This window comes from Hallella faecis (genome assembly GCF_018789675.1).
Lineage (GTDB): Bacteria > Bacteroidota > Bacteroidia > Bacteroidales > Bacteroidaceae > Prevotella > Prevotella faecis.
In genome coordinates this window covers 1-21,366 of the sequence record NZ_JAHKBE010000051.1, presented here as the reverse complement: position 1 = coordinate 21,366, position 21,366 = coordinate 1, and the positions used below count along the sequence as shown (strand labels likewise).

General features: G+C 56.8%; 12 protein-coding genes. 4 read left to right on the top strand and 8 right to left on the bottom strand.

Annotated features, from left to right (window positions below):
- The first annotated feature begins 1,515 nt into the window (after positions 1-1,515).
- The gene (locus tag KM934_RS10475; RefSeq protein ID WP_215760556.1) at positions 1,516-3,975 is read left to right on the top strand and encodes a T9SS type A sorting domain-containing protein; all 2,460 of its coding nucleotides are present in this window, start codon (positions 1,516-1,518) and stop codon (positions 3,973-3,975) included.
- Between the two features lie 34 nt (positions 3,976-4,009).
- Entirely contained in the window at positions 4,010-4,195 is a 186-nt protein-coding gene (locus KM934_RS10470) for a hypothetical protein (protein WP_215760555.1), read from the top strand.
- 752 nt (positions 4,196-4,947) lie between these two features.
- Here the strand turns inward: KM934_RS10470 and KM934_RS10465 are convergent.
- The 6 genes from KM934_RS10465 to citX all read right to left on the bottom strand — a co-directional run bounded on the left by KM934_RS10465 (position 4,948) and on the right by citX (position 14,339).
- The gene (locus KM934_RS10465) at positions 4,948-6,246 is read right to left on the bottom strand and encodes an NCS2 family permease (RefSeq protein WP_215760554.1); all 1,299 of its coding nucleotides are present in this window, start codon (positions 6,244-6,246) and stop codon (positions 4,948-4,950) included.
- A gap of 33 nt (positions 6,247-6,279) precedes the next feature.
- The gene (locus tag KM934_RS10460) at positions 6,280-7,038 is read right to left on the bottom strand and encodes a DUF5020 family protein (RefSeq protein WP_215760553.1); all 759 of its coding nucleotides are present in this window, start codon (positions 7,036-7,038) and stop codon (positions 6,280-6,282) included.
- Between the two features lie 1,162 nt (positions 7,039-8,200).
- Entirely contained in the window at positions 8,201-9,412 is a 1,212-nt protein-coding gene (locus KM934_RS10455; protein ID WP_215760552.1) for an NADP-dependent isocitrate dehydrogenase, read from the bottom strand.
- 110 nt (positions 9,413-9,522) lie between these two features.
- Positions 9,523-11,760, bottom strand: a complete 2,238-nt coding sequence (locus tag KM934_RS10450) for a hydratase (protein WP_215760551.1) — start codon at positions 11,758-11,760, stop codon at positions 9,523-9,525.
- A 133-nt stretch (positions 11,761-11,893) separates the two neighbouring features.
- Positions 11,894-13,675, bottom strand: coding sequence for a [citrate (pro-3S)-lyase] ligase (citC, locus tag KM934_RS10445; protein ID WP_215760550.1), 1,782 nt, complete (start codon positions 13,673-13,675; stop codon positions 11,894-11,896).
- Positions 13,676-13,745: 70 nt separating this feature from the next.
- Complete coding sequence (citX, locus tag KM934_RS10440) at positions 13,746-14,339, bottom strand: citrate lyase holo-[acyl-carrier protein] synthase (RefSeq protein WP_215760549.1); 594 nt, start codon at positions 14,337-14,339, stop codon at positions 13,746-13,748.
- Between the two features lie 531 nt (positions 14,340-14,870).
- Here citX and KM934_RS10435 point away from each other — a divergent pair.
- Together KM934_RS10435 and KM934_RS10430 are read left to right on the top strand one after the other, a co-directional pair.
- On the top strand, positions 14,871-16,622 hold the full coding sequence (locus tag KM934_RS10435; RefSeq protein WP_215760548.1) for a M6 family metalloprotease domain-containing protein: 1,752 nt from the start codon (positions 14,871-14,873) through the stop codon (positions 16,620-16,622).
- Positions 16,623-16,716: 94 nt separating this feature from the next.
- Entirely contained in the window at positions 16,717-17,199 is a 483-nt protein-coding gene (locus KM934_RS10430; protein ID WP_215760547.1) for a hypothetical protein, read from the top strand.
- Between the two features lie 263 nt (positions 17,200-17,462).
- On the opposite strand, the gene KM934_RS10425 is transcribed toward KM934_RS10430, so the two are convergent.
- On the bottom strand, positions 17,463-19,085 hold the full coding sequence (locus KM934_RS10425) for a hypothetical protein (protein ID WP_215760546.1): 1,623 nt from the start codon (positions 19,083-19,085) through the stop codon (positions 17,463-17,465).
- 41 nt (positions 19,086-19,126) lie between these two features.
- Positions 19,127-21,016, bottom strand: a complete 1,890-nt coding sequence (locus KM934_RS10420) for a hypothetical protein (protein ID WP_215760545.1) — start codon at positions 21,014-21,016, stop codon at positions 19,127-19,129.
- Between the last annotated feature and the right edge of the window lie 350 nt (positions 21,017-21,366).

Below are 21,366 nucleotides of genomic sequence, written 5' to 3'. Positions count from 1 at the left end.
GGCATACCCTCGTCTATAGATATTGAATTCTTAGAATTAAACGACAACCCCTAATATAGTGAGGTTTCATCATTCAGTCGCTTGCTCAACAGCAGCAGATTGTGCGACCACGGCAAAAGGCTACGCTCGTTGTACTTTTGCATCATGCCCAGCCCATCATTCCAACTATCCACCTGATAAATCATTCCACGCTCAACTCCCAACAATCTATAGGATGAAAACCATACTACATTAAAAATATTTGGCGCAAATCTTGTGTTGGGATTTTGGGTGAAACAGAGGGCGGGGAGGCGCGGTTTGGGAGTTCGGAGGCGGAATGGGGACGGGTGGAAAGGCCGTAAGCGGAGGGCGGCGCGGGCGTTAGGCATGTATCGGGTTGCGGGGGCTTAGGGATCGAGGGGCGAAAGGTAAGGGATGGAGCCTCGAAAGGGCAGGGATCGAGGGTCGGAAGATGGCGTTTCGTGGTGGGGAATGGTGTGTTTGGAAGGTGGCGCGGGGGTCTTCGGAAGATAAATGGCTGAATGTTAGGCGGTTGCAATAACACGCCGAGAATGGCGTATTTGGACGCGGGGCGGGGCGCAACGGGAAAAACCGTGTAGATTTGGGGGAGGAGTGTTGAGAATGTGGAATGTTGAATGTGAAATGTTGAATGTTGGATGTTGGATGTGAAATGTTGGATGTTGAGTGGCCATGCGGGTTGAGAAAAGTTCTCCCACAGATCGCAGATCGATTTTTTCGCATGCGGAGAACCTTTCTATGAGGGCGCGTTTTAGCGGGCACGCCCTGAAGGGGCAGAAGTTCATAGCCCAGGGCAAGCGAAGCGGCGCCCTGGGTATAATGTGTTGTGGAGCTTGCGCCCTGTAAGTGCAAAAATACTGAAACAGAGTGTGTTATATTTACTATTGCCCTTGCAGGGCGTGGTGTGATAGGGGGTGGCGGTTTACCCAGGGTGTCGCTTCGCTTGCCCTGGGCTAAGGAGGTCATTGGGCTTTCAGCCCGCCTCGTTTGCTTCTGTCATATCCTCATCACAGGACCTGCAAATGATTATTTTACGCAGAGCCGAGCGACGCCGTCTGAGGCTAAATTAACTATTCGGTGTGAAAGTCGTCTGAGGCCAGAGCTATTAGATGTGATGCGCTCTTCAAATCACTCCAAATGTCGGATGAGCCTTTTTCTTTCTTGCTCATGCCCGCTTTTCTTGCCCGTGCCTTTTTGGGGGAAGGGTGGGGAGGCGTTGCGCTTGTCGGATTTTTAATAAGGGTTAAAAATGCCCCCCCCGTTGAAAAAAAACTTAAAAGACCTGTCCTGGATTAAAAAAAGTTAGTACCTTTGCAGAACTTTCTAAAAAGCAGAAATTAGAAATATTATTCATTTAGGGGATTTTTTATGATTAAGACTCTCGTAACCAATCGGGAGTGGGGGAAATTTTCTCACACCCAAGTTGCCTCGGCAGTAAAAGCTTGCCTGGGGCGCACCGAAGTCGCAAAACGACTTCTCTTTATCACATTCGCCGTAGTGGCATCATTCGTTGGCCAAACGGCCCATGCGCAGAATGCTGCATGGAAAGGAACAAAGCCTTCCGCCGCCAATGGCAAAACCGTTTACCTTTATAACGTAGGTACCAAGCAGTTTCTTGGTAAGGGTGGCCGCTGGGGCACAGAGGCTACCATGAACGTGGAGGGTGCGCCGTTCGAACTGACGTACACCAATGGCACCTTCACGCTTACCTCAAAGGTGAAGCAGGAAGGTGGCGATAGCAATGGTAAGCTGACCCTGATGGATGGTACAGACCGAACCTCTAAACTCGATAAGTTTAACTATTTCGTGGATGGTAAACCGGCAGCTTCAGAGAACTACACTTTCACTGCCAATGGTAGTACAACCGACGGCTACACCCTTGCTATCACATCAACAAGTAGCACACCTGGCACAGGCAACAAAAGCTCTATGGCAGGCCTTACCTTTTATATGTTTGCTGAGGGTGCCAATGCTCACGTGAGCGCTCGATTGGAAACTGCCACAGAAACCATGCTTGGCATTCGTTCCGATTCAACAGCTTACAGCAAGTGGGTTATCGTTACTGAGGATCAGCGCAAGGCGGCTTTCCAGACCGTTAACGATGCCCATGTGGCAGCTGTGAACGCCACCTTCTTGATGTCCGACTTCGACTTCGCCCGTAATGACAACTCTTGTGAGGAATGGAAGACAGGGGCTACCTCCACAGAAAACCCCACAGGAACACTCTCTTATAAGGGAAACAAGGTCTGCAAGCCAACGGATGCTATTCCTACAACCATTAAGGAGTACACGTACACCAGTACTCATGATTATGATCATAAATTTTTTGGGGGAACCCAGAGTCATACTTCTGTGATCGTAACCACGGAGAATCATGGAGACACTTGGGTAAGAGAGTGCCAGGAAGCCTCAGAGCATGGTCGTGGTTATACAACAGAAGTTACTTACAACAAGACGAATACGAAGGAAAAGGTTGTTGAGGGTTACACCTACTACTTAGGTAACGGTTACGACGAACGAAACTACACCACCGACCCCATCACAGGCGAGACGATGACGGTAGGTGAGAACCGTCAGCAATCCTACGGTGGTGCTTGGACTGCCAACATCCACGGTGCCCGCGGTTCGGTGGTGCAGACCATTCCCGCTAAGAACATGATCAAGGAGGGTTGGTATCGCATTAGCTGCGTAGGCTTCACGACCACCACAAAGGGTATCGCTCGCCTCTTCGCTGCTTCCGGTAAGGGTAACAATACCACAGGCTCTGGCGCCACGGCACAGAGCGAGAAGTTTGCTACCGCCAACTTGCACCGGATCGACGCTGCCACCGGCCCCGCTACTTATGTGGCTGCTTCGAAACTTCTCGATACACCCAACGTGAACACGTTCGACGCTTCAGTGAAGGTGTATGTGTCACCGACCAATGAAGCCGAAACACCATTTGAGACGCTCTCGTTTGGTATTCAGGTGGGTAGCGCTGCCGACGAAACTCAGGATGCTGACCCAAAGGCATGGACCTGCTTCGACAACTTCAAGATTGAGTACCTCGGTACGCCCCCCAACGATCTCATCCTCGATGAGGACCAGACCGATGGTGGTTATATCAAAGCACAGGCACAGGACGACGACAAGACGCTCCAGAAGTCGGTGGTTTACCTGCACCGCACCATGAACCCTGACAAGTGGAACTCACTGGTGTTGCCCATCAGCCTCAATGTGGGCCAGGTGAAGAGCATCTTCGGCGACCAGGTGCACATCTCTGAGTTCAAGGGTGCATACGATAAGAATCACCCGCAGCGCATCATCTTCGACCCGATCACTGCCAACCGCAACGACCCCGATGCCATCGCTATCGAGGAGGGCAAGCTCTATCTCGTGAAGCCGACGGCCGACGGTGGCATGCCTCAGGAACAGACGGAAAAGACATTTAACAAAGACGGCTATAACATCTCGGTGACGGACTACTACACCATCGTGGGTGTGACCTTCAAGAAGAAGAGCGAGATCGCCGATAACGCCTACTCAGGCCGCGTGATGGGTGATACAGGCTCTGAGGAGTTTGGTACTAAGCAGCAGGTGCAGTTTGTGGGTACTTACGTGAAGTGCTTCGACAACAACCAGATTCCCGCCAACTCTTACGTGCTCAATGGCAACAACGAGGGTGGCACGGCCGGCCTCTGGTACTACCGCACCGTGACGACCAACACCAAGGGCTTCCGCGGATGGTTGCAGTCGGCCAATGGCCAGAATTCAAAGGGCTTCGAGTGTGAGATCGAGGGCGTGGTCGACCAGGTGAACGGTGACGCGACCGCCATCGAGGGCATCGAGGCTGAGCAGCAGCACAACGCCAACATCTACAACCTCAACGGACAGCTCGTGCGCCAAGGCGCCACCTCTACCGAGGGTCTGCCCAGCGGCCTCTACATCGTAGGCGGCAAGAAGGTGGTAGTGAAGTAAATCCATAGGTCGAACTCTTTAATCAGCAATCAACATGAAAAAGCAATATATGCAGCCCACTGCCGTTAAGGTGGCAGTGAAGGAAGCCTTGATGCATACAGGAAGCATCCAGAACACCACAGGCGATGTGCAGACTGGTGTCCAGGAAAACAATACGGACGGCTTCGAGGCTGGTTCTAAGGATCACCAGACCAACCTCTGGGACAAATGGGACGAGTAATCCCCCAGTGAATGTCGACACGACATTCCAACAACATAGGTAGTTACAGGCGGATGTGTCCGCCAGCATAAAAGTAACGACATTTTTATTTCGGAATAACAATCAGCAAGCCGGCCGTCAGCGATGATCGCCGGCTTGTTTGGTTAAGGTGCAGCCGATAATGGACGGGCTGAAAGCCCAATGAGCACATAGCCCAGGGCAAGCGAAGCGGCACCCTGGGTTTACGGATTGATACAAGCAAACGCGCCCTGCAAGGGCAAAAGCATTGATAATTTACGCTTTTGCCCTTTCAGGGCGCATGTAAAACCTAATGGCTACCCAGGGTGTCGCTTCGCTTGCCCTGGGCTATGCGCTTGTTGGGCTTTCAGCCCGCTTCTGAGCGCTTATGCCCTTTCAGGGCGTACCAATGATAACACGATAATACCCAGGGTGTCGCTTCGCTTGCCCTGGGCTATGCGCTTGTTGGGCTTTCAGCCCGCTTCTATGCGCTTATGCCCCTTCGGGGACGCATATCCACGCATTTAACCGGGCGTTTCTGTGCGCTTATGCCCTTTCAGCCCGCTTCTGAGCTTTTGCCCTTTCGTGGACGCATATCCACGCATTTTATGGATTCTTTTCAACTCTTGTCAGCGTTTCTTTGGAGCCTTGCTTCCATTCGCATTTTGCCATAGTCCGCTATGGCTTTGGGCGCAAATGTCGCAACTGACCGAAACAAACACCAACAAGAATTGAAATCTACTGACCGATTGGGGTTAAATGAAGATATACTTCATGACGAACAGGATGGCGAGCACGTAGAGCGTGGCGTTGAGGCGCTTCCAGTTGCCGCACAGCACATTGATGGCCACGTAGGCGATGACACCACACAGAATGCCGTCGGAGATGCTATACGTGAGCGGCATCATGATGATCGTGATGAAGGCAGGGATCGACTCGGCGTAGTCGTTCAGCTCGATGTCTTTGATGGGCGACAGCATGAACAGGCCCACGATGATGAGCACGGGAGCCGTGGCAGCCGACGGGATGGCCAGGAACAACGGCGCGAAGAACAACGCCACCACGAAGCAGAGCGCCGTCGACAACGCCGTGAGGCCCGTGCGGCCACCCTGCGCCACGCCAGCGGCGCTCTCCACGTAGGTCGTGGTGGTGCTTGCGCCCAGGCAGGCGCCCGTCACGGTGGCTACGGCGTCGGCCATGAACGCCTTGTTCAGGCCGGGGATGGTGCCGTTGGGGCGCATCATGCCCGCCTTGGTGCACACGCCAACCAGCGTGCCCATGGTGTCGAACATATCGATGAAGAGGAACGTCAGCACCACGATCACCATGTCGATGCTGAGGATGTTGTGAAACTCAAACTGGCAGAAGATGGGCGCCACCGAGGGCGGCACATCCACCATGCCATGAAACGAGGTGAGGCCCATCGGCATGCCGATGAGCGCCGTGGCGATGATGCCGATGAGGAGTGAGCCGGGAACGTTCTTGATGACCAGCACCGACGTGATGAGCAGGCCGATGATGCCGAGCAGCGCCGACCCCTCCGTGAGGTGGCCGATGGTTACAAACGTGGCGTCGTTCTGCACGATGATGCCCGCGTTCTTCAGGCCGATGAAGGCGATGAAGAGGCCGATGCCCGCGCCAATGGCCCGTTTGAGGGTGGCGGGAATGGCGTCGACGATGAGTGTGCGTATCTTCGTCACCGTCATGAGGATGAAGAGGATGCCCTCGATGAGGATGGCCGTCAGGGCAAACTGCCATGAGTAGCCCATCGTGAGGCACACGGTGAACACGAAGAAGGCGTTGAGACCCATGCCTGGCGCCAGGCCAAACGGCTTCTTGGCGTAGAACGCCATGACGAGCGTGCCCACGATGGCTGCCAGCGCCGTGGAGGTGAACACGGCGTGGGTGTCCATGCCCTGAGAGGCCAACGCCGAGAAGATGTTGGGATTGACGGCGAGAATATAAGCCATGGTGAGGAACGTTGTTACGCCCGCCATGATCTCCGTCTTGAGGTTATGCTGCTTGGGATCGAAGCCCAATAGTTTCTGTAACATGATGAGGATGATAGGAATCAGGAGGTTAACATATTAGAAGTCCCACTTCACACCCAGGCAGGGACGGCACTTGAAGCCCCCTGTCGAACCGAAGTTGTTGGTGAGCTCCACCTCGCCACCGAGGCTGAGGTTGTCGACGCCGAAGTGCTGGCCCACGTTGTACCAGAGCTGCGGCTCGGTGATAAACACGGTGTGCTTGGTGTCGGCGCTGCCGTCCTCCTTGAAGTCGACGGCGTGGGTCTCCCACCAGAAGTCGGCGAAGCCATCAAACTTCAGGCCCTTCACCCCGAAGATGTCGTTGCAGGTCCACACGGCGGTCAGCTGCATGGGCACGTTCTGGTCGGTGGCGCGGATGGTCTTGTAGAGCGCCTGCAGGGTGAGCGTGTTGCGGTAGCTCTTGTCGTGCAGCAGATACTCGGCACCGAAGAGCCATGCGTTGTTGATGGGGTAGTTCTTCGTGATGCCGCCGTTATACTCCACGTGGAGGCTCCAGTTTTTCAGCTGCGTGTTCTGCCAGAAGTTGAGGGCGCGTGAGATCTCGGTGTAGGTGCCGCCCTGCGCGATGTTCTTGCTGCCCACCACCATCTTGTCGTAGTTGAAATCGTGGTCGACGAAGAAGTAGGTGCTACCCCATTTGTCCTGCTTGAACATCTCAAGCGTGAGCGTTACAAACTCGCGGTCGTTGCCGAAATCGTAGAGCACTTGCGCATTGACTTGCGCCTTGACCTTCATGGAACTCAGGAGGAGTGTTGCCAGCAGCATCGCTACGGCAGATAGTCGGTTGACTTTCATTGTGATAAGAAAAAAGATTAGAAAATAAGACAAGCGGCGTTCGCCGCTTTACAAATGCAAAATTATTAAAAAAAAGCCAAACACGAAAGCGATACGCCCCTTTTTATCGGTTCTTCCGTTAAACCCCCATCGGTCATTTGAATTTACTCAGGGCGTTCTTGCTTGGGCAAGCGGCAGAGCCGAGCGGCCCTGGGCTATGGAGGGCATTGCCCTTGCGCGCCAATTGCGAGACGCATAGCCATGCGAAGCCACACCGTGCGACGCAAGCACTCGCTGATTTTGAAAGAACACGAATCTCACTAACTAAAGTTTCGGATTTAGGCAGGGTGGGCTGAAGGCCCAACAAGCACATAGCCCAGGGCAAGCGAAGCGACACCCTGGGTATGAATACGAACAACATACCCATTAACGCTCTGAAAGAGCAAAAGCGTAATATATATTAGTATTTAAGGATTAATGCTTTTGCTCTTTCAGAGCGTACCAATGATAATACGATAATACCCAGGGTGTCGCTTCGCTTGCCCTGGGCTATGCGCTCACTGGGCTTTCAGCCCGTTCAAACCGAATGCAATCAAGCATGCTTGAATTGCTGAGGTGAAGCCAATAATGCATAGCAAAGCCCACCCTGCCTAAATCAGAAACTCCAATAACTGATATTGCGAAGCTGCAATTTGGCAGTTGCAATATCTTCTATTACCAACCCTCTGTTCTGGAGCAAAGCAACCTGTCCATCTACGTTTATCGGTTGTTTGTCGTAATCCATATACCTTTATAAAAAGCGAAGTCCCACCGTGGTACGCATCGTTGAGAGGCGTGGTGGGATTTGTTGCTGCGGAAATACTCTTTTTTAGTGGAAACTCTAACTATTTTCTTCAAAATCTGCTTGTCAAATATGGATTTTAACATAAAAAGTTCTCTAATTTGCACGTTATGCAGGTTCCATAATCCATGATGGTATCGAACTGATGTAGCACAATCAAGAATTGGGGATAAACAGCAAGGCCCCGCCAGCGTGATGCCGGCGGGGCCTATGAGGTGCTATGGGCGCAGCGGCTATGGCTTGCGCCACGCCCACGGCGGTTTTGCGTGTTGGTTGGGGGGCTATGGGCATCGCCCTTATGCGAGAGGCCACGCCCTTATGCCCTTCTGCCAGGCGCAGCCCTTATGCGAGGCGCTGCTCCAGACGCTCGCGGATGGCGGCGATGAAGCCCGCTGAGGTCTTGGGCTGCGGCGTGACACCCTCCATCAGACCGGCGAGGTCCTTGGTGACGATGCCAGCGTTCAGCGTGTCGAAGCAAGAAGCCTCGAGCTCGTTGGCGAAGCGGATGAGCTCAGGCAGGTTGTCCATCTCGCCGCGCTTGCGCAGGGCGCCGCTCCATGCGAAGATGGTGGCCATCGGGTTGGTGCTCGTCTCCTCGCCCTTCAGGTACTTGTAGTAGTGGCGTGTCACGGTGCCGTGGGCAGCCTCATACTCATACTTGCCGTCGGGCGACACGAGCACGGAGGTCATCATGGCCAGTGAGCCGAAGGCCGTCGACACCATGTCGCTCATCACGTCGCCGTCGTAGTTCTTGCAGGCCCAGATGAAGCCGCCCTTCGAGCGGATGACGCGCGCCACGGCGTCGTCGATGAGCGTATAGAAGAACTCCAGTCCGCGCTTCTCAAACTCGTCCTTGTACTCCTCGAACACCTCGTAGAAGATGATCTTGAACTGTGCGTCGTACTTCTTGGAGATGGTGTCCTTGGTGGAGAACCACAGGCTCTGGTTGGTGTCGAGCGCAAACTTGAAGCAAGAGTGTGCAAACGAACGGATCGACTTGTCGGTGTTGTGCATGGCCTGCAGCACGCCGGCTCCCTTGAAGGTGTGGACCACCACTTCCTCGCGCTTGCCGCTCTCGCCCTCGAAGACGAGCTTGGCTACGCCCGGCTCCTCAGCGCGGATCTCCACGCTCTTGTAAACGTCGCCATAGGCATGACGGGCTATGGTGATGGGCTTCTCCCAGTTGCGCACGGCGGGATGGATGCTCGGAATGGTGATGGGCGTGCGGAACACCGTTCCGTCGAGGATTGAGCGGATGGTGCCGTTGGGGCTCTTCCACATCTGGTGGAGCTTATACTCGTCCATACGCTGGTGGTTGGGCGTGATGGTGGCGCATTTCACGGCCACGCCCAGGCGCTTGGTGGCCTCGGCGGCGTCGCGTGTGATCTGGTCGGCCGTCTCGTCGCGCTTCACGAGGCCAAGGTCGTAGTATTCGGTCTTCAGGTCGATGAACGGGAGGATCAGTTCGTCCTTGATCATCTTCCATAAGATTCGGGTCATCTCGTCGCCATCCATCTCAACGATGGGAGTGGCCATCTGAATTTTCTGTACCATAGTTTATAAGGTTAAATGGTGAATGTGAATGGGTTTGGGGGTGTGAATGCCCGGGGACGTGCCCCGGGCGCTTAGGGGTTGCCCGCTGGCCGATGGGGCGGGGCTACGGTCTACTTCAGGTTCTTGTAGTAGTTCATGAGGCAACCGTCGACCAGGATCTGGCGCTCAGTGGCGGTGAGGTTCTGGAAGAAGAGGTGGATGGGCTGCACACCGTTGGCGGTGATGACCTGCGCGTCGATCTCCTCCTTGCCCTCGAGGATGGCCTCGCGTATGCCCGGGATGAACACCTTGTCGCCCGGCTGGAAGTCGAATGTCGTCTCGGGAGCGATGGTGAAGGGCACGATGCCCCAGTTGATGCAGTTGGAGCGGTAGCGCTTCGTGGCATACTCGTAGCAGATGTTGGCGTCGCCTCCCAGCACCTTCTGGCACGAGGCGGCTTGCTCGCGCGCCGAGCCGTCGCCCGGACGGTTGGCGAACACGCACGATCCGAAGCTGGTGTTCTCGGCGTTGGCGCCCACTGCCTTGAGGGCCTCAGCCACATTGGCCGACACGTTGCCGGCGCGGCGGTCGAGGTCTTGCTGCTGGATGGCCTTGCTCAGGCCCACATACTCGGGCACGCGGCGCGACAGGGCAAACTCGGAGAGCTTCAGCGGGTTGGAGCGGTAGCTCGACGTTTCGCCCGAAGGAATGAGCTCGTCGGTGGTGGTCACGGGGTCGTGGATGACGGCGGCCAGCTCCACCAGCATGTTCTCGGCCATGGGGTACATGGTGGGCCAATCCTTGATGTTCGGGCCATAGCGAAGCTCCGTCTCGGGACGGGCCTTGCCGAAGCCGTTGTAGACGCGGCACTTGTAGATCTTGTCGTCGTACTGGTAGGGCTTGTGCGTGTTCTCGTACGCCACATCGGTAGCGGCGGTGATGACGCCACCGTTGGCCGCCGTGGCGGCGATGGAGCGTGCGTCCATGAGCGCCACGAGCGCGAGCTGTCCCTGTCCGGGCTTCGATCCCTCACGGTTGGGGAAGTTGCGGGTGGTGTGGCGTATGCTCAGACCGTTGTTCGACGGCACGTCGCCTGCGCCGAAGCACGGTCCGCAGAACGCCGGTTTCATCACCACGCCAGCCTCCATGAGGTCGGCGGTGATGCCCTCGCGCGTGACAGCCATCGACACTGGTGTGGACTGCGGGTAGGCCGACGCCGTGAAGTAGTCGTTGCCGATGCTCTTGCCCTTCAGGATGGCGCCCGCCTCGGCGAGGTTGTCGTAGGTGCCGCCCGAGCAACCGGCGATGATGCCCTGGTCGGCATGCACCTTGCCATCGACCACCTTGTCGACGAGATGCACGTCGACCTTCGTTCCGAAGCGCTTCTTGGCGTCTTCCTCGATGCGTGTGAGGATGCCCACGGGATCGGCCTGCAGCTCATGGATGGTCACGGCGTTCGACGGGTGGAACGGCAGTGCGATCATAGCCTCCTGCTGCGACAGGTCGATGCGGATCATCATGTCGTAGTAGGCCACGTGGCCCGGCTGCAACTCGCGGTAGTCGTTGGGGCGCTCGTGTATGTCGTAGTGGTGCTTCACCTCGTCGTCGGTCACCCAGATGCTGCTCAGGCAGGTGGTCTCGGTGGTCATGATGTCGATGCCGTTACGGAAGTCGATGGGCAGCTCCTTGACGCCGGGGCCGGCAAACTCGAGCACCTTGTTCTTCACCACACCGCTCTCGAAGGTGGCCTTCACAAGCGAGATGGCCACGTCGTGCGGACCCACACCCTTCTTGGGCTTGCCCTCGAGCCATACGAGCACCACCTCGGGTGCGTTGATGTCCCAGGTGTTGCGCAGCAACTGCTTCACCAGTTCGCCGCCGCCTTCGCCCACGCCCATGTTGCCGAGCGATCCATAGCGAGTGTGTGAGTCGGATCCGAGGATCATGTTGCCACACTTCACCATCATCTCGCGCGCATACTGGTGGATGACCGCCTGGTTGGCCGGCACGTAGATGCCGCCGTATTTCTTGGCTGCCGAGAGGCCGAAGACGTGGTCGTCCTCATTGATGGTGCCGCCCACTGCGCAGAGCGAGTTGTGGCAGTTGGTCATGGCATAGGGCAGGGGGAACTCCTCGAGGCCGCTGGCGCGTGCCGTCTGGATGATTCCCACGTAGGTGATGTCGTGCGACATCATTGCGTCGAAGCGGATGCGCATCTTCTTGCCCTTCGCACCGTCCACGTCGTGAGCGCGGAGAATGCCGTATGTGATGGTGTTTTCGCGAGCCTCATCGGGGGTCATTCCCGTGTACTCGTCACGAATCTCTTTTCCGTTGAGGAGATAGACTCCATGCTTAATGAGTTCAACCATAATGTCAATGTGTTTTAGATTTCAAGAAATAAAGTTACTACTTTTTTGTTGTTTAGGCGTATAGACTGTTATGTTTTCTTTCGGTTTGGTGTTAATTTGTTGCTGTTTCGGTATATTTCCTGCAAGAAGTTAACTATTGCCGGGTTATTCCGTACAAAAAGACAACCATCGACAACATGTCGGCGCTTCCCCCCGGCGACAGGTTTCGCATGATGAAACTGCGGTTCATGGCCTCCAGTCCGGGTTCCGAGAAGTCGTTGAGCAGTTGCCGCGCCTGCATCTTCACCTGTATCATCGTGTCGACCGACGAGCGGTGCACGATGTTGGTGTCGTCGAGCTCGGCCATGATGCGCAGCAGCGTGCGGTGGGGCGCATAGGTGTCGTTTGCGCGCCGCCGTGCAGCGTAGAAGGGCAGCCAGTCGGCGAAGAGGCGGGCGTAGCCCTCGCGTGCGTTGTCGAGCGCGCTCTTGAGGGTCTCCACCGGCGACGCTTCCACCTTGGCCCTACTGCCATGTGTGCCCTGCGTGTCGGGGAAGTCGGCGGCCAGGGCCGCGATGGTGGCGGACAGGAAGGCGGGCGGATTGGCGCCCATGGCGGTAGCGTGGGCGGCCGCGTGGGCCGCTGCGATGACGGCCAGGCCCAAGGCGAAGAGGGCACCCTTGTGGGTGTTGACGCCCCCCGTGGCTGCGAGCATGGCGCGCTCGGCTTCGAGGCCGATGCCCACCACCTCGCCGTGGGGCGGCAGTTGTGGGGCGTAGCCCAGCAGGGCGAGCCTCACGAAGAAGGGGTGCAGGGCGCGTATGCCACGCATCATGATGGCGTGGTCCATGTCGGTGTGGGAGCCGTTGTCGCGACTGTCGACCAGTCCGGGCTTCGGTGTGGTGTTGAGCTCGGTGCGGAGGGCGCGCGTGGCGAGGTGCGCTATTAAATAAGGTAAGGTGGTGGGCGGCACGAGGGGTGCGGCGGCCGAGAGGTTGTTTTTCACTAAGGCCATGCGGACGCGTGAGGCGCTCACCGGCTCGCCGTCGACCTCATAGCGCTGCATCACCCGCACGTCGGGCAGGGTGGCCTGCATCAGCTTGTTGTAACGGCAGGTGAGGGCGTCGGTAGGCTCGCTGCCCACAAAGCGCACGGTGGCGCCGAGGGCCGGCGCGATGTGTCGGCCATAGAGGTCGAGGTCGAGCAGCATCTGCGTGTCGGAGGCATCGGAGAGCCGCTTGAGGAAATAGGTGGGGAAGGTGGCCTTGCTCACAGCGTAGTCGCTTCCGTCGACCACACACACGTTGGCCAGGTCGGCCACGCCGCGGCTCACCATGTCCTTGCGCTCAGCGTAGGAGAACACCGAGCAATCTTCCTTGACGATCAGCACATAGAGCGTGCCCACCTGGGCGGCGGCCTGCTCCACGAGGTGCCGGTGGCCCAGGGTGAACGGGTTGGCGTTCATCACGATGACGCCCGCCTGCGGCAGGGAGGCCGATGCGGCGGCTGCCGCCTGGCGCTCGGCGCTGATGAGGCGGAGCGCCTGACTGTACTTGCCAATGCCTCCCACGCCCGTTTCCATGAGGATGGCTTGTGGCGCCTCCGCCAGCAGGCGGAAGGAGAGGCTCTCGAAGAGCTGCCGGTTCTGCGGTTTGGTATAGAGCTTCACACAATGGTGGCCCTCGGCGTTGGCGCGCGCGATGAGATGCGACACGATGGTGTTGGCCAAGGCTTCGCCCTGATGGCCGTCGGCCACCGCCACACACTTGATGATGTCGCGCCACAGTCCACCGCCGGCGATGATGTCGCCGCTCTCCTCGTCGACCAGGGCGGCATAGTAGTCGACCTCGTCGAGCCTCAGGCCGCTCGCCGCAAGAAACTGCTCAATGCGGGCGCGTTGGCGTGGGATGCTGGTGTGGAGCTGAAGGATTTCCAATGTGGCTGGTGTTTTAATGAGTGGGGCGAGTTAAAGAACAGGCAGTGAGTTAATGGGTAGGGGTTGGATTTCATCCTTCGTTTTCTCGCCATGGCATAGCTGAAGCAAGCTTCGCTTTGCTCATCTGGCTTAGCGAAAACGTTGATTTGACGTATGCGTCGATGCGTTGGTTGATGGCCTCCCAGATGTCGTCTTGCGAGTGCCATCGCATGCGCATGCAGTAGCGCGCCTCGCGGTTGCACACCAGGCAACGGCGCGGCTCGCCCCCCACGGCGGTTCGCGGCACGGGGGCGCCTTGCTGGTCGATGACATCGATGTCGAACAGTCGTCCGAGGGGATGGCTGTCCTCGATCTGCACCGCCATGAGCTTGGCCTCAAGAAGAGGGGTGGGGGTTACGAGATACACCTCGTAGCCCGTGGGCAGGTCGCGCTCGATGAACCGCTGCTGGCGGTCGCGTTCGGTCCATTGGTCTACGCCGAACGCTTTGCGCAGAGCCTCCACGGCGGCGTGCGCCACGATGAGCGAGTGCTGATTACGCTTCACGCTTCCTGGCACCACGACGGTGGTGCACACCAGGGTGTGTCCTGGGTGCTCGGCCAACAATTGCTGTTGAAGGGCGTGGCGCGCATCGCGACTGGCCAGAAGTTCGTCAAGCGTAATCATAGTCGGTCTTTTTAGGTTGATAACTACTATATAACTCCTGAAACGGAGAGAACGCTTGCAACATCAGGGGGAGTGGGTGATGGCGGTAATCGGTCGAGGAAAACAAGCCACGTAAATACGACAACACTCCCTTCCACAATGCTGAAGAGACGGATACGCCGAGGGGCGCTCCAAGATGTTCTCAATACTTACGCTCGCGCGAGTAGTATGGGTAGATTTCAGGTCTGCCCGCGTTAAACGTCATCGTTTCGGCGGACATTGGTTTAACGCCGTAAAGATAGGTATTATTTGTGAAACCTCCAAGTATTTAGGCCACAATTATGCATAAAAAGTGCATTTTTGTCATTGCAGGGTGGTTGCGTGTGGGCTGCATGGCCCAGGCGGTTGCCTTTTTGCCTCAGGCGGCTTGCAAGCAATGTGGGCGTTTTTTTCGGAAATCAGGGCCGTGGGATGATAAATGCTTGGCAAATCGTTGGGGAATAGAGAATTACGTTATACCTTTGCATACATTCACCATAAACACAAACAACATTGAACTTACGTAAACTGCTGGTTGCCGCCCTGACGCTCCTCGGCTTGGCGGAGGGTGCGTGGGCCGTGCCCGCTTATCCCGGCAAGATCCGTGTGAGGCAAGCCGACGGAACGACGCTCATCATCTGCATCCATGGCGATGAGCACACCAACTACACCACCACCGACGATGGGTTCCCCATCCTCCTCAACCCGACGAGCGGCAACTACGAATATGCCACGCTGCGACATGGAACGCTCTGCGCCAGTGGCATAACGGCTGCCGACGCCTCGCTGCGATCCGACCGTGACAGGAGGTTTCTCAGCACCGTCGACAAGACCACCATGGTATCGGCCCTTAGGAAACGGCGGTTGGGGCTGAGTGCGCTCAACGAGAAGGCCGACCTGCGGAAGACGGGGCGCAATCCACGCCGCACGCTCGTCAACAACTTCCCGCACATGGGCGAGCAGCGCTCGCTCGTCATCCTCATGGAGTTTAACGACAAGCGATTCACGTCGATGGCCCACCCGCAGCAGTATTACGCCGACGCCATGAACCAACCCGGCTTCACCGCCGCCAATGGCGCCAACGGCAGCGTTCGCGACTTCTTCTTGGCGAGCAGCGCCGGACGGTTTCGCCCCACGTTCGACGTGTATGGCCCCGTGCGAATCAACTACGGGCAGCACGACGCCGGACAGGGCACCTACGACACGGAGGTGAACATGGGCACCTTTGTGAAGGCCGCCATCGAGGGGCTCGACGACCAGATAGACTTCTCGCAATACGACCACGACGGTGACGGCTACGTGGATAATGTTTACATCTATTATGCCGGAGTGGGGTCGGCCGATTCGCGCGATGCGGAGACCATTTGGCCCCACGCCTACGATATGCAGGGATGGGGCATCGATGTCACCACCAACGACGGGGTGAAGATAGGCAGTTACACCTGCAGCAACGAGGTGGACGGCTATCGGTCGGGCAACCTCACGGCTGGCATCGGCACGTTTGTGCACGAGTTTGGCCATTGCCTGGGGCTCGCCGACCACTACGACACCAGCAACTCGTGGGCCAAATACACCCCCGACTGTTGGGACACGATGGCCAGCGGCTCTTACAACAACGACGGCAACACGCCACCCCTCTACTCCTCGTTTGAGCGCTGCGAGCTGGGATGGCTGGAGCCCGAAGACCTCACCGCTGAGGCCGACACCGTGAACCGCCTGCCCAACCTCGGCGACTCCAACAAGGCCTACCTCATTCGGGTGCCGGGCGTCGACAACGAGTATTTCCTGCTGGAGAACCGACAGCAGAAAGGGTGGGACGCCTACCTGCCCGCCTCGGGCCTGCTCGTGTGGCACATCGACGACGACCCGGAGGTGTGGGCCAAGAGCGAGGTGAACAACACGCCGGCGCATCAGCATGTGGACATCGTGGAAGCCAACGGCAAGCAGTCGGGCAACACCTTTTATTATAAGGGCGTGCCCTTCCCCGGCGCCAATCATGTAACGTCGCATGCGTTTGTATCATGGGACGGCGACCCGTTGCTCGACATCGACAGCATTGCCGTGGCCGACAGTGTGGTGACGTTTTGTGTGGCTGGCGTGGAGACGGGCATCGTCCAGCCCTTTGGCTCCATGGCAGAGGGCCACCGTGATGGCACGGCCGACAACCGCGTGTACGACCTCATGGGCCGACAGGTAAACAGTCGGTCGGCCAAAGGCATCTTGATCCGTAAGGTGAATGGTAAGATGATGAAAGTGGCCCAGTAAGTCTGAGCGCCAATCTCCCCATCGGTCAAACAATAATCTCTTAACAATCTTCCTATTTCGGTCTCATGACCGATTGGGGTTAAACAATGTGCGTATGAACACCCGATTCAGTAAGATTTTCCTGCCATCCATGGTCATGGACCGCAGCAGTGAGCAGCTCGACAAGTTGACCTCCACCGACTTCTGCCGCGCCTTTCGTAGTTACAACGACTACGATTGCGATGTGGAGGAGATCGATTGGAGCCGTCTGCGCTTGCGTCGCACGAGGGTGGGCGGGCGCAAGGCGCTAGTGCTCGACTACCGCACCCGCGAGGATGTGAGCGGCAACGAGTATACGGTGATAACCTATAGCGCCGACAACACGCTGCCCGTGCGTTGCTATTCGTTCTTCTACGACTTCTACGCCGTGGGCCCCGAGCGCTATTTCCTCTCGGAGCACAATGGCGACCTGACCTCCTATCGCCTGCAAGGCTGGCCTTTCGAACTGTCGTGGCACACCGTGGTGGAGGCCGTGCGCCTCCACGAGCGCCATCATCCCCTCGCCGAGCGTAGCGAGGAGGAACCGTGTTTTTCATAGCCGACCTCTTTTGTGGTAAACATGTCTTCTATAACCGACATGTTTTGGCCTAAATATGTCTTCCATAGCCGACATCTTTTGCAGAAAACATGTCTTCCATAGCCGACATGCCGCTAATGCTTGTGCGTGGTGGTGATGTTTCGTGACTGTATGTGTCGGTAGGGACGTAACGCCAAAGGCGCGCCAAGAGTCGTGAACCGACCCTTGGCGCGCCTGCTATTGGGGCACGTTGGCACGTTGTGGCCAACATGGACCGTGATGCGTTACTTCACCACCACCTTGCTGGTGCGAACAGTGCCGTCGCTACCAACGCTCTTCTTGATGAACACGCCGTGGGCGGGAGCTGCCACTGCGCGACCGCTGAGGTCGTAATAGGTGGAAGCCTGGACCTCGCCCGAGACGTGGGCGTTGCGAATGTCCGACGTTACCGAACCGTCGCTCCACACGATGTCGCTGCAAAGGCGCACGTCGCCATCCTGATAGACACCCATCACGCCTACACGCTCGAAGCCCGAGTCGTAGATGGCCACGCGGTGCTGCGATCCGTGGGTCTGGAAGGCATAGTTGGCATCGGCGAAGTCGACGGGCACATCGGTCATCTCCTCCGAGATTCCAGTGTACTGGTCGGGATAGAACGTCACGAGCTCATCGTCGAAGAAGAGGTTGAAATACACATAGCTCTGGTCCATGAAACTGTTCTTCACGTTGTTGCGCGGCAGGTCGAAGATAATACATCCCTCACCGCTCGACGCCTCCTGGTACTGCAGGATGGTGGGGTTCTGGGGCGCGGCGATGACACCGTTCCAGGCCTCAAACTCCGGCTGCATCACAACCTGCATCTCCATGGCGATGTTGCGGTAGCCATAGTTGCTCAGGAATCCATAGGGGCATTTGTTCACCTTCTTGGTCTTGGCGTCGTATTTGAAGGTCACCTTTTTGAGCTGTTGGTAAACGGTCTCGTAGGTGCTCTCGTCGTAATAAACGTTGAACGGGATGTTGAAACGATACTGGTGCTTGTTCTTGTCGAGACCCATGTATTGGGCGCCGGTGAACGACAGCTTGTTGCCGTCGATGACGCCGTGGATCCAAGCCTCGGGCACCTGCGGGTCGATGTTGTTGGCATAGAAGTCGTTGCCCTCGATCACCACCTTCGAGATGCGCTGAGTGGTGGTGCGCTCCGAGGGATGGAAGGTGAAGATAAACTTCTCGGCCTTCGACGGATCGGCGGGACCGTCGTTGACAAACGGGTTGGGAGCCGTCTCGCTGATGAGGTCGCCCAGGCCGTTCCAGTCGCCCTTCTCGCTGACCATGCCGAGCAACGCGTTGGTGTCGGCCTTGATGAGCGAGTCGTTGCGCCACACGAACTTCATGTCCTGCGAGCTCTCGTCGTAGACGTATTGGTTCTCGCCGTTCACCTTTTGGAACTTCAGGCGTGCGGCATAATAGTTCATGGTTTGGTCGTCGCCCACCTCGTGCACCATGATCTGCTGCGGCAGTTTGAACACGATGGTGTCGCCTTCGCCCTTCTCGCCCTTGATCCACGAGTCGGTGTACTGGAAGGTGATGGGGCTGCTCATGTAGTAGCAACCGTCGTCGCCCACCACGAAGTCGCGGGCACGGCCATCCATCTTGTCCTCGTAGATCATTCCCCACATGGAGATGAATCCCTTGGCGTAGCCGTACATGTCCTTATAGAGCTTGCCTGCGGGCTGTTTTGTGATCATCTCGGGCACGTTCTCGATGACCTTGGCCATCTTGGCGGGCGCGGCCACCTTGGCGAGTTTCAGCGTCGTCTTTTGCTGGGTGGGTGTCTGTGCGGGTGTTTGTGCGAACGTAGCTGCCGAGAACGAGAGAGCGGCAGCGAGCATGAGTGTTGTTTTTTTCATAATGCTCAGTTGTTATGTTGTTTGTTTTCTGTGTTCCTTGTTCACTTGATGATGACCTTGCGCGTGGTTCCGTCGGCGGCCTTCACGATGTTGAGGCCCTTCTGTGGAGCGCTGAGCTGGCGGCCGCTGATGTCGTACACGGCCTCCGTCTGGAAGTTCTTGTCGGCGTTCACGCCCTGGATGGCTGTGGCCTGTCCGGTCGACACGCTCTTGGCGGCGTTCACCACGGTGCCGTCGCTGTAGTCGATGAGCAGCGCCACGACGCGCAGTTTGTTCACATCCTGTATGATCTTCTTGCCGCCCGTGTTGCGAACCTGGTTGAGGTCGAACGTCACCGGCATCACATACTCGTGTCCCTCCTCCACGTCGGTGGGCAGATACTGGTTGTTGTTCAGCAGGCGTGAGGTGGCCACCACCACGTCGTCGAACGTCAGTCCGCTAACATACTCTTGGCCTTCGATGAACTGCTGGAACTCGGGCTCGGGATAGTCGCGTCCCTGGCGACCGTTGAAGAAGTAGTTGCGTTGGCGCCAATCGTCGGTGGTTCCGGTTAAGCCGTCGGCCACGAGCACATACTCCACGCCGTAACGCGAGTTCTTGATCTCCAAGGGGAACACCACCTTGGCGGTGGCAGTCACGGCGTTCTTGGCCTCGTTGAGCAAAGCGCTCACCTCGATGTCGGCCTCAGCGGGCATGGCGCAAGCGGCTTTCCACACATTATCGATGAGCATCTTGTGGGAGGCCGACTGGAAACCGCCGTAGGGGTCCATCTGATAGGTGCGGTCGAGCCATGCGGCAGGGAATCCCGGGATGTTGCTGGGATAGTCTTGGCCCGCCATCACCTCCATGGGATCGAGTTTGGAGGCGTTCTCCGAGTTGTGGTACGACAAGGCGATGAAATCGTCAGGGTAGAGGCGGTTCATGGCAGCCAGCGCCACGTATCCACGGGGGCAGAAGCCGCACCATGTGCCCGTGTACTCCTCAAACACCGAGCGGTGCTTAGGCAGTTTGTCGAAGATGCTCACCTGGGTCTCCACATCCACATCGGCCTCGTTGTTCTCTTGGCCGTTCACCTTGGTGATGGTGAGGTTGATGGGATAATAGTCCTTTCGGTTTACCACCGGCAGCTTCACCTCGAACGAGGCCATCTTGCCATACACCGGCTCCACGGCGGTCGGGAACTTGTAGGTTCCGGTGCATACCATTCCGTCGTAATAGAACGAGTATTCGAGGCTCTTCAGACCTGTTGCGCCATGGTTTTCGGCGTAGAACGTAAGCGTGTTGCTCACGCCCGTGGCACCGAAGTAGGTGGTGTTGCCAGCCAAGGGCGTGGCGGCGTAGAGCGGAGCACCGTCGAGCTCCACCTGCATGGTAGAGCTACACTGGTCGCTCATGTCCTTCCAGTTGCGGTAGCTGCGTGTGGTGTGCACAAAGAGTCCGCCCTCGTGCAGCTCGGTGGTGATGTTCACCGGTCGCTTGTTGGTGGAGGTGAGCGAGTCCATGTCGAACGAATAGCCCACATACACGCCCTCCTCGGTGATGGTGTAAGGCTCGGCGAGGCTCACGGTGACCCATTCGCCCGTGATGTTGGCGTTTACCGATAGGATGTCGGGCACGTTGGTCTTCTTGCCGTTGATGGTCTTCAGGGTGAGCTCCTTCGAGAGCCACACACGCAGGTTGGAGAGGTGGTCGGCGTTTTCCATGGGCACGCGGATGGCCGCAATCTTCATTCCCACGAAGTTGGGGTCTTTGATGCGCATGGCCACATCGTAGTTTTGCATGATGGCATTGCCCACGTTGCCGAGGTTGCCCGTTATGCCTTGGCCCGTGTCGTGGCTAAAAATAAGCCGGTCTTGTGCCATAGCGCTGGTGGTTAGCAGACACAGTGCGAGTGTCGCCATAAACTTGGTCAGGTAGTTTTTTAATTGCATATTGTATGTTTTTATTGATTTATAACGCTTGCAGAGGGTGTGCTGTGCGCGGTAACATTATGTCAGATGCTATGGGTGTTGCGCTGTCCTTTTGTCGTTTATAATGCCATGCGTCTTACTTCAAAGGTCAAAATTAAGGAATATTTAGGGTTTATGCAAATAAATTATGGATTAAATGCATGTCTTTTGCAAATAATATAAGGTGTTAAGGGTGCAAAAGGCGCATTTTGTTACGAAATGAAGAAAAACCGAACGAAAAGCCAAAGATAAGTAACCAAAAGTTTGTTTTACATGAGTAACTATTCAGCGATAGCCTTGCACCTTAATCCGCGATTGAAATATACAGCAAA

Excerpts from the sequence above, each read along its gene's own strand:
- KM934_RS10470 (WP_215760555.1), top strand. The coding sequence starts at position 4,010 with ATGAAAAAGCAATATATGCAGCCCACTGCCGTTAAGGTGGCAGTGAAG.
- KM934_RS10465 (WP_215760554.1), bottom strand. The coding sequence starts at position 6,246 with ATGTTACAGAAACTATTGGGCTTCGATCCCAAGCAGCATAACCTCAAG.
- citX (WP_215760549.1), bottom strand. The coding sequence starts at position 14,339 with ATGATTACGCTTGACGAACTTCTGGCCAGTCGCGATGCGCGCCACGCC.
- KM934_RS10450 (WP_215760551.1), bottom strand. The coding sequence starts at position 11,760 with ATGGTTGAACTCATTAAGCATGGAGTCTATCTCCTCAACGGAAAAGAG.
- KM934_RS10425 (WP_215760546.1), bottom strand. The coding sequence starts at position 19,085 with ATGAAAAAAACAACACTCATGCTCGCTGCCGCTCTCTCGTTCTCGGCA.
- KM934_RS10430 (WP_215760547.1), top strand. The coding sequence starts at position 16,717 with ATGAACACCCGATTCAGTAAGATTTTCCTGCCATCCATGGTCATGGAC.
- KM934_RS10420 (WP_215760545.1), bottom strand. The coding sequence starts at position 21,016 with ATGCAATTAAAAAACTACCTGACCAAGTTTATGGCGACACTCGCACTG.
- KM934_RS10455 (WP_215760552.1), bottom strand. The coding sequence starts at position 9,412 with ATGGTACAGAAAATTCAGATGGCCACTCCCATCGTTGAGATGGATGGC.
- KM934_RS10460 (WP_215760553.1), bottom strand. The coding sequence starts at position 7,038 with ATGAAAGTCAACCGACTATCTGCCGTAGCGATGCTGCTGGCAACACTC.